Origin of the sequence: Kitasatospora nipponensis (assembly GCF_039528135.1) — a bacterium.
GTDB classification, from domain to species: Bacteria; Actinomycetota; Actinomycetes; order Streptomycetales; family Streptomycetaceae; genus Kitasatospora; species Kitasatospora nipponensis.
Genome location: NZ_BAAALF010000049.1, coordinates 16,550 through 30,072, shown reverse-complemented (window position 1 = coordinate 30,072; position 13,523 = coordinate 16,550). Strand labels below are relative to the sequence as shown.

The window sequence follows — 13,523 nt, the reverse complement described above, 5'->3', positions numbered from 1 at the left end:
GGTTGTCGTACACGGTGGTCTGGCCGGACGGGTCGGTGGAGGAGGAAGCCGACAGCTACCTGCGCATGTTCGAGGGATCGGGCACGCAGAAGACGTACGCCTACGCCCTGGTTGATCACCTGCGGTGGCGGGTCCGCGAAGGGGTGACGACCGAGAGCGTGACGTTCCTGGATCTCCAGCGCTACATGGGGGCGGTCGGTGCTTACGTCCCGATGCCCTTCGGCCGGCCGTGGCGGGTGCCGCCGCAGCGACCCTACGGCCAGTCGGCTCTGGACGTGGCGGCGGCCTGTCTCAAGGGCTTCTACCTGCACCAGTTCGCCAGGACCGGCACCAACTCGGAACTGCGGGCCGCGCTGGATGTGAGCCGGATCCCGACTCAGCGGGACCGAAGCCGGGCCTTCCTGGGACACACGCTGACCTCGATGCCAGCCAATCCGCTGGCGACCGGCAAGAACAAGGGCCGCCGTCGGCACCCGAAGATGCTGCCGGAGGGCACCCGCCCGAGCCTGCTGAAGGCGGTGAACACCGCCCGCGACGCCATGGTGGTGACCTGGCTATCGGACACCAGCCTGCGGATCGGCGGCCTGACCGGGCTACACCTGGTCGACCTCCACCTGCGCGAGAACGCCGCCTGCCAGGAGTGCCGAGACCCGCACCTGCATGTCTGCCACCGACCGGGAAACCCGAACCGGTCCGCCGCGAAGATCAAACCGGACTGGCGGATGATCGACGGCGTCATCACCGGCGGCGAGATCTACCGCGTCAGCCCCGCCATGATCAGCACCTACTTCACCTACATGACCACCGAGTACGCCAAGGTCGCCACAGGCCACGGCATGCTGCTGATCCAGCTCGCGGGACCCAGTCGGGGCGAACCCTGGAGCGCGGACGCGGCCCGCGGGATGCTCAAGCGGGCCGGCCGGCGGGCGGACCTGCCGGGCCGGATCCTGCCGAAGGCGTTCCGCCACCAGTTCACCAACGACGTCCTGGACGCCAGCGACGGCGACCCCTTCGTGGCCAAGGCGGTGGGCAACTGGGCGTCGGCCAAGATGGTCGACGAGGTCTACGGGCATCCCGACCTGCACTCCCCGCAGTTCAGCAGGGCCCTGGAGGCTGTCTGGGGTGAGGACCAGTGACGATCGCGCTTCAGCCGCTGCCGCTGGTCGCCTCCGGCAGCAGCACCACGCGCACCGCCGGGGACCGGCTGGAGATCCTTACCGCCCTGATGGCGGCCCCCGACTTCGACCCGATCTTCCGCGGCGACGTCATCCAGATCCCCGGCGACCACCCCGTCTACGGCTGGGTCTGCAGGGTCACGGAATGCGAGCGTTCCTCCGAGGACACCAGTGACTACTGCCAGAGCCACCGGACCCAGTGGTCCGCGATGATGAAAGAGGGCAAGACCCTCGCGGACTTCCTGCGAGTGGCCGAGCCGCTGAAGCCCCGGTCTTGGCACAGCCCGCCGCCCTGCATCATCTGCCCCGAGGTGCCGGCCTGGGCCAGCAATGGGCTGTGTTTCCTGCACAAGACGCGCTGGGTGAAGTACACGTACTACCAGCGGCACACGCACGGGCGAACCCCGGACCTCGACGCATGGATCGCCAGGCAGCCCCCGCTGCCCGGCTTCGGGGACTGCCACGTCGTCAGCTGCCCGGACAGGGCCCATCATCCGTTGGGATTGTGTCACCGGCACCTGACCCGCTACGAGCGAGACGGCCGCCCGGGGCGGGCCACCCTGCCCAAGGCCTGGGCAGTGCGGAAGTGGCGGGCGGCGATCCCCGTCGAGTACGAGGACCCGAAGGCGTTCGACCGGTGGTGTCTGGAGACCGGCACCGCCCGGCGCTCGAACGGGAAGGTGTCGCTTCTGGGCTTGCGGCCGCTGGTCAAGGCCGAGGTCCAGTGGACGATGTTCCGGCACTGCAACGAGCCGAGCGGCGAAGGCCGCTGGCCGCTGCTCTGGATCGAGAACCTTCTCGACCTCTGCCGCAGCCAGAAGGTCGACTCCCTGGCCGACCTGGACCTCACCGCCTGCCCGCGGTTCCCGAGCCAGGTCGCCAACCGGATGCTCGTCTACCTGCGGTTGGTCTACTTCTCCCGCCAGGACACCAAGGACGCCGGCTACATCGAGACCGACCACTTCGGAATCCGCTACCGCAATGCTTCGAGCCTGTTCGACCTGACCGACATCTCCCAGCGGTGGCTTCGCGACATGCTCTGGGACTTCCTCGCCGCGCGGCTGTCCACGAGCCCGGGCCGCAGCCGCAACCCGATCGACGAGGTGCGGCGAGGCATGGTCGAGCTGTCCGCATTCCTCGAGGCCCGGGCGCCGGGCGGGGGCCACGACCCAACTGTCCTGACGGCCGACCACATGACCGACTACGTCGCGGACCACCGCCACCGCGGGGAGAAGGGGCTCCCCTCCCTGGGCATCTACACGACCGGCCGGGGACTTCGCCGAGGTCGCGGCGGAGAGCCCGTGACGTTGAACAAGGACAGCGTCGCCCGGAACCTGGGCGCCGCCCGGCGGGTCCTGCGCGACCGGCTCGACACTGGAGACGTTGAGCGGATCGGTCTGGACCGCGGGTTCGTCATCGCGATCCCGCACGGTCACGCAAGCAGCCGGCGCCGTCGGCCCTTCGCGGACGACGCCGCCCGGGCGCTCGCGAACGAGGAGAACCTTCAGCAGCTGGCCGGTCACGACCCGGACGACCGGGGACTGCGTGACCAATGGGAAACCCTGGTATTCACCGGACGCCGCTGCCGAGAGGTGCTGGAACTCCGCCTCGACTGCCTGGGCCGGTTCAACAACCTTCCGGTCCTCTGGCACGACCAAACCAAGGTCGGCAACTACGACGAGGCCATCAGAATCCCCGAGCGGCTCTACGAGCGGCTTCGCGAACGCCAGAACAAGACGGTCGCCCGATTCGAGCAGCGCTTCGGGCGCCCGCCCACCGCTCTGGAGCGGACCCGGATCGCACTGTTCCCGCGCAGAAGCGCCAACCGACAGATGCTCCACGGCGTCAGTTACGCCTGGTTCCATGGCTTCTTCCACGCCTGGGTCAACAGCCTGGCCATCGGGCGGGCAGTTCCGCATCAGGCTCGCCACACGCTGGCGACCAACCTCCTGCGCAACGGCGCCAACCTCTCCCAGGTCAAGCGCTACCTCGGCCAGGTCTCCGACAGCATGGCCGAGCACTACATCCACATCGCCAGCACCGACCCGAAGCTGACCGACGCGCTCAACGCCGTCTGGGTCGCTGGCCCCGGCGCCGCCGAGCCCGGCCTGGTGCTGTCCTCCGGCGAGCCCATGACCCGCGAACACGCCCAGGCCCTGGCCATCGACCTCACCCGGCGCTCGACGCCGGCCGAAGGCGGGTTCTGCACCTTCCAACCCGTTGTCAATGGCGACGCCTGCCCCTGGAACCTGGACTGCCACAACTGCGACAAGTTCGTCCTCTCCGGCGCCGACCTCGTCTACTGGCACCGCAAGCGCGAGCAGTGGCGCATGCTCGCCGAACGAGCCCCCGACCCCGCCACTGCCGACTTCCTCCATGACGCCTTCGAACCCACGGCCCGAGCCATTGACGGCTTGGAGAAGGCACTGGCCGCCGTCGACCTCCTCGACGAGGCCCTCACCCTGGACCTGCGTCGACCGCAGGACTACTTCGGCCGCATCTGGGCCACTGCGTTCCGCGCCCAGGAGCTCGCCAGCCACGACGCCCGGACCGATGAGGAGGCCGCGTGAGACCTGAGAGTACGGCGGCGGCCATCGTGGCCCGTCGACGCCAGAGCCAGGACAAGCTCGACCAGGTTGCCACCGCGATCGGCCAGCTCCGTCGGGAACGCGGTCGCCTGACCGTCCGCGCCATTGCTCAGCGCGCAGGCGTGTCCGCCACGTTCCTCTACGAGAACGCCGACGCCCGCGCCCTCGTCCAGAACGCGGTCACTGACAGCCGCAGCCGCCACGACCACCAGGCCCAGCGGCAGCACGACCAGATCGAGGCAACCTGGCGCGAGCGCGCTCTGAACGCCGAGGCCGAGCTCACCCGCGCCCAGAAGGAGGTCCTGGCCCAGCGGCAGCGGATCGGCGAGCTCATGGGCCAGATCCGGGACTTCGACCAGATGGCCCCCGGCGAGTCAATTCAGACACTGACCACCGAGAACACCACCCTCAAGCATCGCGTCCAGCAGCTCACCCGAGAGCACCGCACGCTGCAGGAACGCCTTGAGGGAGCTCGTTCCAACCTTCGCTTCGCCGACAAGCGCATCGCCAACCTCGAAGTCCAGGTTCTCGAGGCTTCCCGCCAATCAGGAGGTGGACAGGGGGCTTCCTCACCCGGGCAGACCTAAGCGGATCGCGACGCCGGAGTTTGTCCCCGAGGCTGGCCTAGACGAGAGGAAGATCTCGGGATCGCCTGTCCACTAGAAGGACTGTCATGCTTCCGGCTCCAGACCTCAATGAAGTTGTGCACCGGCTGAGACGTGTCCCATTGGATCCGTGGGGGCCCGATGGAGTTCGCTACGTCTGCTTCTTGTTCTGGGACTATCGCGGCTACCGCCATCTCACGAACCAGATCGCTGGAGAGGCGTGGAGCCGGTGGCACCATTCAAGCGGTGACTTCTGGGACCTCTTCCTCGCGGGCTGTTATGCCTATGGCTCCGACGACTACTACGGGGACCGGGGACTGCCGCTCACCCCTGGAACGGAGTACAACGAGGACTGGCGGACCACAGGAGGGCAGTACGCCTTCCCGCAGATGCTCTGGAGCGAACGGCAGTCGAACAAGCTCGCGCGAGAGCTAAGTGCTGAGGCGCGTCGGGCCGGGGCCCCCGCATGGGACCTGAGTGGGCCGCTGGAACTGGTCGCTGTCGGTGCCCGACGGGACGGAGAGGAAGTCGACATCGACTGGGCCAGCCTCCGTTCAGCACCGGTCTCGACGAGCGCACTGGGTGCCGCGGTCAGCGATTACACAGAAGCGCACATCGGCATGAACGCGGACATCCTGCCTGGTGATCTTCCGGTTCCGGGGAGCTTTGAGGACTGCCTGCCACGCGAGATCTGGTGGGAGCTCGTCAAGAAGGTTGGTCTACTCAAGTTCCTCTTCCACCACTGACGGGTGTCGGACCGCACCACTTCGAGAGCCGCACGCGTCCCGGACACCCACGCGACGCATCGTCGCAGTTCAGGACCATCACGCGCACTCTGACGTTCGGAAAAGACAGCGAGGCACCGGAGTTCCCCAGCCGGGTGCTGGACGCGCTGCGCCAGCCGCTGGAGTCGGGCGAGGTGGTCATCGCCCGCTCCGCGGGCTCGCTCCGACTCCCCGCCAGTTTCCTGCTCTGCCTGGCGGCCAACCCCTGTCCCTGCGGGCGCTACTCCCGCCGCGGCGAGGGGTGCGAGTGCACGCCGGCCATGGTGAGCCGGTACCAGGGGCGGCTCTCGGGGCCGCTGTTGGACCGGGTGGACCTGCGGGTCCAGGTCGACCCGGTGACCCGGGCCGAACTGCTGGAGCGCGACAGTCCGGCCGAGAGCACCGCGGTGGTGGCGGCCCGGGTCAGGGCCGCGCGGGAGCGGGCCGCGACGCGCCTGGCGGGGACGCCCTGGCGCACCAACGCGCAGGTGCCCGGCCGTGAGCTGCGCTCCCGGTGGCGTCCCGAGGAGGGCGCGCTGGCGGAGGCGGAGCGCGAGATGGAGCGCGGACTGCTCACGGCGCGCGGGCTGGACCGGGTGCTGCGGGTGGCGTGGACCGTCGCCGACCTGGCCGGGCGCGCCGAGCCGGGCCGACTCGAGCTGCGCACCGCACTGACGCTGCGTCGCGGCTTCCCCACCGGGACGGCCCTCCTCGGCCCGGCCCCCGGCGCCCGGTCCTGACGCCCCCTCACCCACCACCCCTGCTCAACTCCGGAGGAGTTCATGGAAGCTACGCAGACCGTGCTGGACCTCGGCACCGCGCTGACCCGGCCGTCCGAGGGCGAGCAGGAACGCCTGGCCCGCGCCGCGCTCACCCGGCTCGTCGAACCGGGCAACCCCGCGATCGGCCGCTGGCTGCTCACCGGCTCGGCCCGGGCGCTGATCCAGCGGGTGCGCGGCGGCGCCGAGCACCCGGAGCTGAGGCTCGATCAGGCCCGCCTCGCGGCGATGCGCGAGCGCCTCACGACCGTCGACCCGCACGCCGACCTCGAACGGATCCGCTCGGTGGGCGGGCGCTTCCTGATCCCCTCGGACCCGGAGTGGCCGAGCCAACTCGCGGACCTGGCGGCCACCGCCCCGGTCGGGCTCTGGGTCCTGGGCACCGGTTCACTGCGACTGCTGGCGCTGCGCTCGGTGGCGATCGTCGGCGCCCGGGCCTGCACCGCCTACGGGGCGCACGTCGCGGGCGAGCTCGCCGCCCAACTCGCCGAGCGCGGCTGGGTGGTCTTCTCCGGCGCGGCCTACGGGGTTGACGCGGCGGCCCACCGGGGCGCGCTGGCGGTCGGCGGCATGACAGTGGGCGTGCTGGCCTGTGGCGTGGACGTCGCCTACCCGCGCGGCAACAGCGAGCTGATCGGCCGGATCCGCGGGCAGGGCCAGCTCGTCAGCGAACTCCCACCGGGTGAGCACCCGAACCGCTTCCGGTTCGTCCTGCGCAACCGGGTGCTGGCGGCGCTGACCCGCGGCACAGTGGTGGTCGAGGCCGCCCTGCGCAGCGGTGCGTTGAGCACGGCCCGGCGCGCGCTGGAGCTGAACCGTCAGACGATGGGTGTCTGCGGACCCGTCACCTCCGAGCTCTCCGCGGGCGTCCACGCCCTGCTGCGCTCCGGTGGCGCCACCCTGGTCACCGATGCCGCCGAGATCGTGGAGCAGGTCGGTGCGATCGGCGAAGACCTCGCGCCGCTGCGCACCTGTGCGGCCCGGCCACGTGACCTGTTGGGCCCGGCGGCCGCCCAGGTGCTGGAGGCGATCCCGGCGGGGCACGCGGGCGCGGGCGTCGGCTCGCTGGCCGTGCGCACCGGATTCTCGCCCGACAGTGTCCTCAAGCAGCTCTACGAGTTGTGCTCGCTGGGCTTCGTCCAGCGAGTGGGATCGCACTGGAGGGTGATCCCCTGACCGGTGCCGTCACAGCGCACGCCGGTGGAGCGCCGACCCGGGCTCGGGCGCTCACCCGCGTGGGTGGCGTCCCGGTTGCGCCGGACGACCGCTCCCGGTGTCCCGACCGGCGCGAAGGCGCCGATCAGGGCGCGTGCGTTCCCGCTACGGAGTGAACGCCACCGGAACGAGCGACGGCCGAGTGGTGGTAGCACAGCGCAGCGACTTGGTCACGCTACGCTCGCTATGGCTTCCCTATCAGCACATGACTCGGCAGAACGGCTCAGACCCACGTATGCCCACACACATTCCCGGACACAGGGCGACCAGTGCCGGTCGGCCCTTGGGGGGCTCCGGTACCGAACCGCGTTCCGGCAACGACGCGCAATCCTCCGTGCCGCCCTCGGCGACCGGTCTGTCGAGCGCCACGTCCGCGAGCCTGCCGCTGACGCCGTACCCGCGCAGCCGCGCGGGCGGTGCCGCGTCCGCCGCCGGACCGCCGGGTCCGGCGGGCCGCGGGGCGAAGGTCAGACCCGTCAAGCCGGTCGGGCTGGTCTCGGTGCCCCCACCCACCCGCGGTCCGACCTCGGCCGCGCCCGCCGCCCCGACCCCGGGGGCGCTGACTCCCGGACCATCGACCCCCGGACCGTCGACCCCCGCCGCGCCGGCCGCCGTGCCCGGCCCCAGCCCGGCCCCCACGGGCACGTCCGGTCCCTGCGGCCCCGCTGCTCCACCTGCCCCCGCCGGCACCCCGGCATCCGCGCCCGCCCCGCCGCTCCCCACGACCGGCGCGCCGGCGGCCCCCGCGTCCACGCCGGGCGACCCCGTCACCCCCGCCGCCGTGCCGGGCGCGGCCACACCCGCGGCGCCCCGGGAGGCGCAGCGCAGTGCCCTTGACTCGCTGTGGCGGTCCTACAAGAGCACCGGTGACCCCAAGCTGCGCGAGCAGTTGATCCTTCACTACTCCCCCCTGGTCAAGTACGTCGCCGGACGGGTCGGGGTGGGCCTGCCCGCCAACGTCGAGCAGGCCGACTTCGTCTCCTCGGGTGTGTTCGGTCTGATCGACGCGATCGAGAAGTTCGACCCCGACCGGGCGATCAAGTTCGAGACCTATGCGATCAGTCGGATCCGCGGGGCGATCATCGACGAGCTGCGGGCCCTCGACTGGATCCCGCGCTCGGTCCGGCAGAAGGCCAAGGCCGTCGAGCGGACGTACGCGGCGTTGGAGGCCCGGCTGCGGCGCACCCCGCACGAGCCCGAGGTCGCCGCCGAGATGGGCATCGCGCTCGAGGACCTGCACGCGATTTTCAGCCAACTCTCGCTCGCCAACGTGGTCGCCCTGGACGAGCTGCTCCATCCGGGTGGCGAGGGCGGTGACCACCTCAGTCTCATGGACACCCTGGAGGACACCGGAGCCGCCAACCCGGTCGAGGTGGCCGAGGACCGCGAACTGCGCAAGCTGCTGGCCGGGGCCATCAACACGCTCCCCGAGCGCGAGAAGACGGTGGTCACGCTCTACTACTACGAGGGCCTGACGCTGGCGGAGATCGGCCAGGTCCTGGGTGTCACCGAGAGCAGGGTCAGTCAGATCCACACGAAGTCCGTCCTGCAGTTGCGGGCGAAGCTGTCCGACCTCCGCTGAGCCCCGCGTCCGGTGGCCGTGACCCGTGCCCGGACGCGTGCCACCGTTCCGGCCGAGCCGGCCGCTCCGTACAGTGGCAGGGTGCCGAAGATCCGAGCCGCCACCTTGGTCGAGCATCGCCAGCTGCAGCGCGCAGCCCTTCTCGATGCCGCGCGCTCCCTGCTGGCCGAGGGCGGGATGGAGGCCCTCACCTTCCCCGCGCTGGCCGGGCGGACCGGGCTGGCCCGCTCCTCGGTCTACGAGTACTTCCGCTCGCGCGCCGACGTCGTGGAGCAGCTCTGCGAGGTCGACTTCCCGCTCTGGGCGGCCGAGATCGAGGCCGGGATGGCCGCCTGCGACACCGCGGCGAGCCGCCTGGAGGCCTACATCCGCGGACAACTGACGCTCGCCGGCGACCCGCGGCACCGGGCCGTGGCCGCCATCCCCGCCCTGGAACTGGACGACGCGGCCCGCGAACGCATCCGCACCGCCCACGCCGAGCTGGTGGGCCTGGTGGTCAGCGCCCTCGACGAACTCGGCCAGCAGGAGCCCCGGCTGACCGCGGCGCTCCTGCAGGGCGTCGTGGAGGCTGCGGTGCGGCGCTCCGAGGGAGCCCCGCCCCACCAGCGCCGGCGGATCGCGGACGCGGCCGTCGCACTGGCCCTGCACGGACTGGCCCCCGACCCGCAGGGGTCGACGCCCGCCGGGTGACCACTGGGCGCGGTGGCGGCGGCACCCGTGCCGATGACCGAGCCGCCAGTGGTGGCCGCGCCGCCGGTGGTGACCGAGCCGGTGGCGGCTGCGCGCATCGGCAGCAGGCGGGCCCGCCCGGCGCCGAGCAGGGCGAGCGGGTCGAGGTAGTGGTCGCCGCGCAGGAGCCCCCAGTGCAGGCAGCCGGCCGCACAGTGCCCGGCGCCCGCTGCCAGTGGACCGAGCGGCTCGCCGGCCGCGACCGCCCGGCCCACCTGCACGGTCGCGGCCACCGGCAGGTAGGTGGTGCGCAGTGGGGGAGTGCCGGTGCCGGGGTGGAGGACCGTCACCACCGGCCGCCCGGCGACCGTGCCGGAGAAGGCGATGACGCCCGCCGCCGCGGCGCGGGCCTGCTCGCCAAGCACACCGGCCAGGTCGACACCACGGTGGCCGGCGGCCCAGGGGGCGGGCGGCGCGTCGAAGCGGCGCAGCACTCCGCCCGGTCCACCGATCGGCCAGGCCCGCCCGGGCCCGGACCCCGCGGCGGGCAGGGCCCACCCGCGCGGTGCGGCCCGGGCCGGCGCGGCCGCGGCGAGGACGAGCAGCACGGCGGCCAGCCAGCAGGCCGCCAGCGCCGCGCAGCGGGTCGGAGCCGCCCGGCGGGGAGGCGTCGTCCGGTGGGGCGGCGTGGCCGCGGGAGCGGCTGCGGGAAGGGGGAACGGGCGTGGTCTCATGACCGAGAGGGTCCGCCCGGTCGCCCGCCCCGGGCGAGCCCCTTTCCGGTTCCTGTGGACAACCCGGCCCCTGGGGACAGATCGTTCACCCGTACGAGTGCACAGGCGTACGAACGGATGACGGGCGGTGCGTCCGTCCGGGCCCGGGGGTGATCGGCGCTGATCATCCGTGATCAGCCCGCTGCCGCTCCACCGCGCAGAGTCGCCGGTCGCGCGGCGCTTCCCGTACACTTCACACGCGACCTGTCCATCAGGTCGACTTCGCACGCCCCGCCACCCGCGATCCCGTGAGGGGACCGGTGCCCTCGAGGCCCTGTCCGCCACCGTCGCGCGGTGCGAGTGCCGCTCGGTCCAGCCGAGCCCGTCGCGGTTTCCGCCGCCCGGGCCGGTCGGCTCGGCACGTCGGGGCGTCAGGCGTGACGGTCACCCGACCGGCACGGACAACCGAGCTGACCCGGTCGTTGCCGAGTGCCGTCAGGCAGCAACGACGAGCCGGGCGTAACACCCGAGGAGCACGGCCATGGCCGTCGTCACGATGCGGGAGCTGCTGGAAAGCGGCGTCCACTTCGGTCACCAGACCCGCCGCTGGAACCCCAAGATGCGCCGCTTCATCATCACGGAGCGCAACGGCATCTACATCATCGACCTGCTGCAGTCGCTGAACTACATCGACCGCGCGTTCGAGTTCGTCAAGGAGACCGTTGCCCACGGCGGCAGCGTCCTCTTCGTCGGCACCAAGAAGCAGGCGCAGGAGGCCATTGCCGAGCAGGCCGGCCGCGTGGGCATGCCCTACGTCAACCAGCGCTGGCTCGGCGGCATGCTGACCAACTTCCAGACCGTCTACAAGCGCCTTCAGCGGATGAAGGAGCTCGGCGAGATCGACTTCACGGATGTGGCCGGTTCCGGTCTCACCAAGAAGGAGCTCCTGGTCCTCGAGCGCGAGCACACCAAGCTCGAGAAGACCCTCGGCGGTATCCGCGACATGCAGCGCGTGCCCAGCGCCGTCTGGATCGTGGACACCAAGAAGGAGCACATCGCGGTCGGTGAGGCCCGGAAGCTCAACATCCCGGTCGTCGCCATCCTGGACACCAACTGCGACCCCGACGAGGTCGACTACAAGATCCCGGGCAACGACGACGCGATCCGCTCCGTCACGCTGCTGACCCGTGTGATCGCCGACGCCGTCGCCGAGGGCCTCAAGGCCCGTGCCGGTGTCGCCAAGGGCGACGTCAAGGCCGAGCCGGGTGCCGACCAGCCGCTGGCCGACTGGGAGCAGGACCTCCTGGCCGGCGACAAGGCGGCCGACGAGGCCCCCGCCGCTGAGGCCGCTGCCGAGGCCCCCGCCGCCGAGGCCGAGGTCGTCGAGGCTCCGGCCGCTGAGGCCGCTGCCGAGGTCGTCGAGGCTCCGGCCGCCGAGGCCGAGCAGGCCTGACGTACCGAGAGTGAGGGGTGCTCGTCGGTCACCACCGGCGGGCGCCCCTCTCTCCACGTGCCGGGACAGCTCCACCAGCTCCGGCGCACCCACCCCGCAGACACGCGAGACGCGAGAAGAGATTCACACCATGGCGAACATCTCCGCCGCGGACGTCAAGAAGCTCCGTGAGCTCACCGGCGCCGGCATGATGGACTGCAAGAAGGCGCTCGACGAGGCCGAGGGCGATGTCGAGAAGGCTCTCGAGATCATCCGTATCAAGGGCCTGAAGGGCGTCGCCAAGCGCGAGGGCCGCACCGCCGAGAACGGCGCCGTCGTCGCCGTCATCGCCGAGGACTCGGCTTCTGGCGTCCTGGTCGAGCTCAAGTGCGAGACCGACTTCGTCGCCAAGAGCGAGAAGTTCGTCGCGGTCGCCGACGCGATCGCCGCGCACATCGCCAAGGCCGCCCCGGCCGACCTCGAGGCCGCGCTGGCCTCCGAGATCGAGGCCGGCAAGACCGTCCAGCAGTTCGTGGACGAGGCCAACGCCAACCTGGGCGAGAAGATCGTCCTGGACCGTTTCGCCCAGTTCGCCGACGGCTACGTCGCGGTCTACCTGCACCGCACCTCCCCCGACCTCCCGCCGCAGGTCGGCGTCCTGGTCGAGCTGGACAAGCCGAACGCCGACGTCGCCAAGGACGTCGCGCAGCACATCGCCGCCTTCGCGCCGAAGTTCCTCTCCCGCGAGGAGATCCCGGCCGAGGTGCTGGAGAACGAGCGCCGCGTCGCCGAGGCCACCGCTCGCGAGGAGGGCAAGCCGGAGGCTTCCCTGCCGAAGATCGTCGAGGGTCGCGTCACCGGCTTCGTCAAGGAGTCCGCGGTTCTGGAGCAGGCCTTCGCCAAGGACAACAAGAAGTCCGTCGCCAAGGTTCTCGAGGAGAACGGCGTCGCCCTCAAGCGCTTCGCCCGCTTCCGCGTCGGCGCCTGAGCGACGTTCACCCGGTTCCCGCCTAAGGTAGGAACCGCCGCCGCAACTGCCAGCCAGTGAGTCGGCACCAGAACGACGAGGAGGCCATTGCCGTGCAGGACACCGTACCGGTTCCCGCGGCAGTGGCCTCCTCGCGTGTACGTGCAGGTCTGGGCTCCGCATACCCGGCCCTGTGAACCAGCAGGTGCAGAAGGAGAAGTCCATGCAGGAGACGCAGGAGTCCCCCCAGTCCACGCGGGAGGGCGGGCGTCGTCGGGTTCTGCTCAAGCTGTCGGGTGAGGCGTTCGCCGGCGGTGGCGCCCTCGGCGTCGATCCCGACGTGGTCCACAAGATCGCCCGTGAGATCGCCACCGTGGTCCGGCAGGGCACCGAGGTCGCGGTGGTCATCGGCGGCGGCAACTTCTTCCGCGGCGCCGAGCTGCAGGTCCGCGGCATGGACCGGGCCCGCTCGGACTACATGGGCATGCTCGGCACGGTCATGAACTGCCTGGCGCTGCAGGACTTCCTGATGAAGGAAGGGATCGAGACCCGGGTCCAGACCGCCATCACGATGGGTCAGGTCGCCGAGCCGTACCTGCCGCTGCGCGCGATCCGGCACCTGGAGAAGGGCCGCGTGGTGATCTTCGGCGCGGGGATGGGCATGCCCTACTTCTCCACCGACACCACCGCCGTGCAGCGCGCCCTGGAGATCCACGCCGAGGTGCTGCTGATGGGCAAGAACGGCGTGGACGGCGTCTACGACTCCGACCCCAAGACCAACCCGGACGCGGTGCGGTTCGACGCACTGGAGTACGCCGAGGTGATCGCGCGCGACCTCAAGGTCGCCGACCTGACCGCGATCACGCTGTGCAAGGACAACGGCCTGCCGATCCTGGTCTTCGAGCTGCTCGCGGAGGGCAATATCGCCCGCGCGGTGAAGAGTGAGAAGATCGGCACACTCATCAGCCAGGATTCCGTCCGGGCCTGAGCAGCAATCAGCCGAGCCCCGCGGGACGGCGGGGCATTTCAGTACG

Annotated in this window: 10 protein-coding genes and 2 pseudogenes; 11 read left to right on the top strand and 1 reads right to left on the bottom strand. The window is 71.1% G+C overall.

Annotated features, from left to right (window positions below; translation table 11 throughout):
• Positions 1 to 2 precede the first annotated feature (2 nt).
• The 8 genes and pseudogenes from ABD323_RS16410 (at position 3) to ABD323_RS16375 (ending at position 9,398) form a co-directional block, all read left to right on the top strand.
• On the top strand, positions 3 to 1,136 hold the full coding sequence (locus tag ABD323_RS16410; protein ID WP_344442335.1) for a site-specific integrase: 1,134 nt from the start codon (positions 3 to 5) through the stop codon (positions 1,134 to 1,136).
• Positions 1,133 to 3,745, top strand: coding sequence for a tyrosine-type recombinase/integrase (locus ABD323_RS16405; RefSeq protein ID WP_344442334.1), 2,613 nt, complete (start codon positions 1,133 to 1,135; stop codon positions 3,743 to 3,745). The genes ABD323_RS16410 and ABD323_RS16405 overlap by 4 nt, the downstream gene beginning before the upstream one ends.
• Positions 3,742 to 4,350 carry a DUF6262 family protein gene (locus ABD323_RS16400; RefSeq protein ID WP_344442332.1) on the top strand — a complete coding sequence of 203 codons (609 nt, stop codon included), beginning with the start codon at positions 3,742 to 3,744 and terminating at the stop codon, positions 4,348 to 4,350. Before ABD323_RS16405 ends, ABD323_RS16400 begins: the two co-directional genes overlap by 4 nt.
• A 182-nt stretch (positions 4,351 to 4,532) precedes the next feature.
• Positions 4,533 to 5,114: a hypothetical protein gene (locus ABD323_RS16395; RefSeq protein WP_344442331.1), complete on the top strand. Its 582-nt coding sequence runs from the start codon at positions 4,533 to 4,535 to the stop codon at positions 5,112 to 5,114.
• 110 nt (positions 5,115 to 5,224) lie between these two features.
• Positions 5,225 to 5,872 (top strand): annotated as a pseudogene (locus ABD323_RS16390) (ATP-binding protein); the annotation flags it as partial.
• Between the two features lie 42 nt (positions 5,873 to 5,914).
• Positions 5,915 to 7,087, top strand: a complete 1,173-nt coding sequence (gene dprA / locus ABD323_RS16385) for a DNA-processing protein DprA (RefSeq protein ID WP_344442330.1) — start codon at positions 5,915 to 5,917, stop codon at positions 7,085 to 7,087.
• A gap of 820 nt (positions 7,088 to 7,907) precedes the next feature.
• The gene (gene whiG / locus ABD323_RS16380) at positions 7,908 to 8,708 is read left to right on the top strand and encodes an RNA polymerase sigma factor WhiG (protein ID WP_344442329.1); all 801 of its coding nucleotides are present in this window, start codon (positions 7,908 to 7,910) and stop codon (positions 8,706 to 8,708) included.
• Between the two features lie 105 nt (positions 8,709 to 8,813).
• Positions 8,814 to 9,398: a TetR/AcrR family transcriptional regulator gene (locus ABD323_RS16375; RefSeq protein WP_344442354.1), complete on the top strand. Its 585-nt coding sequence runs from the start codon at positions 8,814 to 8,816 to the stop codon at positions 9,396 to 9,398.
• A gap of 197 nt (positions 9,399 to 9,595) precedes the next feature.
• Here the strand turns inward: ABD323_RS16375 and ABD323_RS16370 are convergent.
• A pseudogene (locus tag ABD323_RS16370) lies at positions 9,596 to 10,111 on the bottom strand (peptidoglycan DD-metalloendopeptidase family protein); the annotation flags it as partial.
• 520 nt (positions 10,112 to 10,631) lie between these two features.
• Between ABD323_RS16370 and rpsB the strand changes: the two are divergent.
• From rpsB to pyrH, 3 genes are all read left to right on the top strand, one after another.
• Complete coding sequence (gene rpsB, locus ABD323_RS16365; RefSeq protein ID WP_344442328.1) at positions 10,632 to 11,543, top strand: 30S ribosomal protein S2; 912 nt, start codon at positions 10,632 to 10,634, stop codon at positions 11,541 to 11,543.
• A gap of 130 nt (positions 11,544 to 11,673) precedes the next feature.
• Positions 11,674 to 12,510: a translation elongation factor Ts gene (gene tsf, locus ABD323_RS16360; protein WP_344442327.1), complete on the top strand. Its 837-nt coding sequence runs from the start codon at positions 11,674 to 11,676 to the stop codon at positions 12,508 to 12,510.
• Between the two features lie 202 nt (positions 12,511 to 12,712).
• Entirely contained in the window at positions 12,713 to 13,477 is a 765-nt protein-coding gene (gene pyrH, locus ABD323_RS16355; RefSeq protein ID WP_344442326.1) for a UMP kinase, read from the top strand.
• Positions 13,478 to 13,523 lie beyond the last annotated feature (46 nt).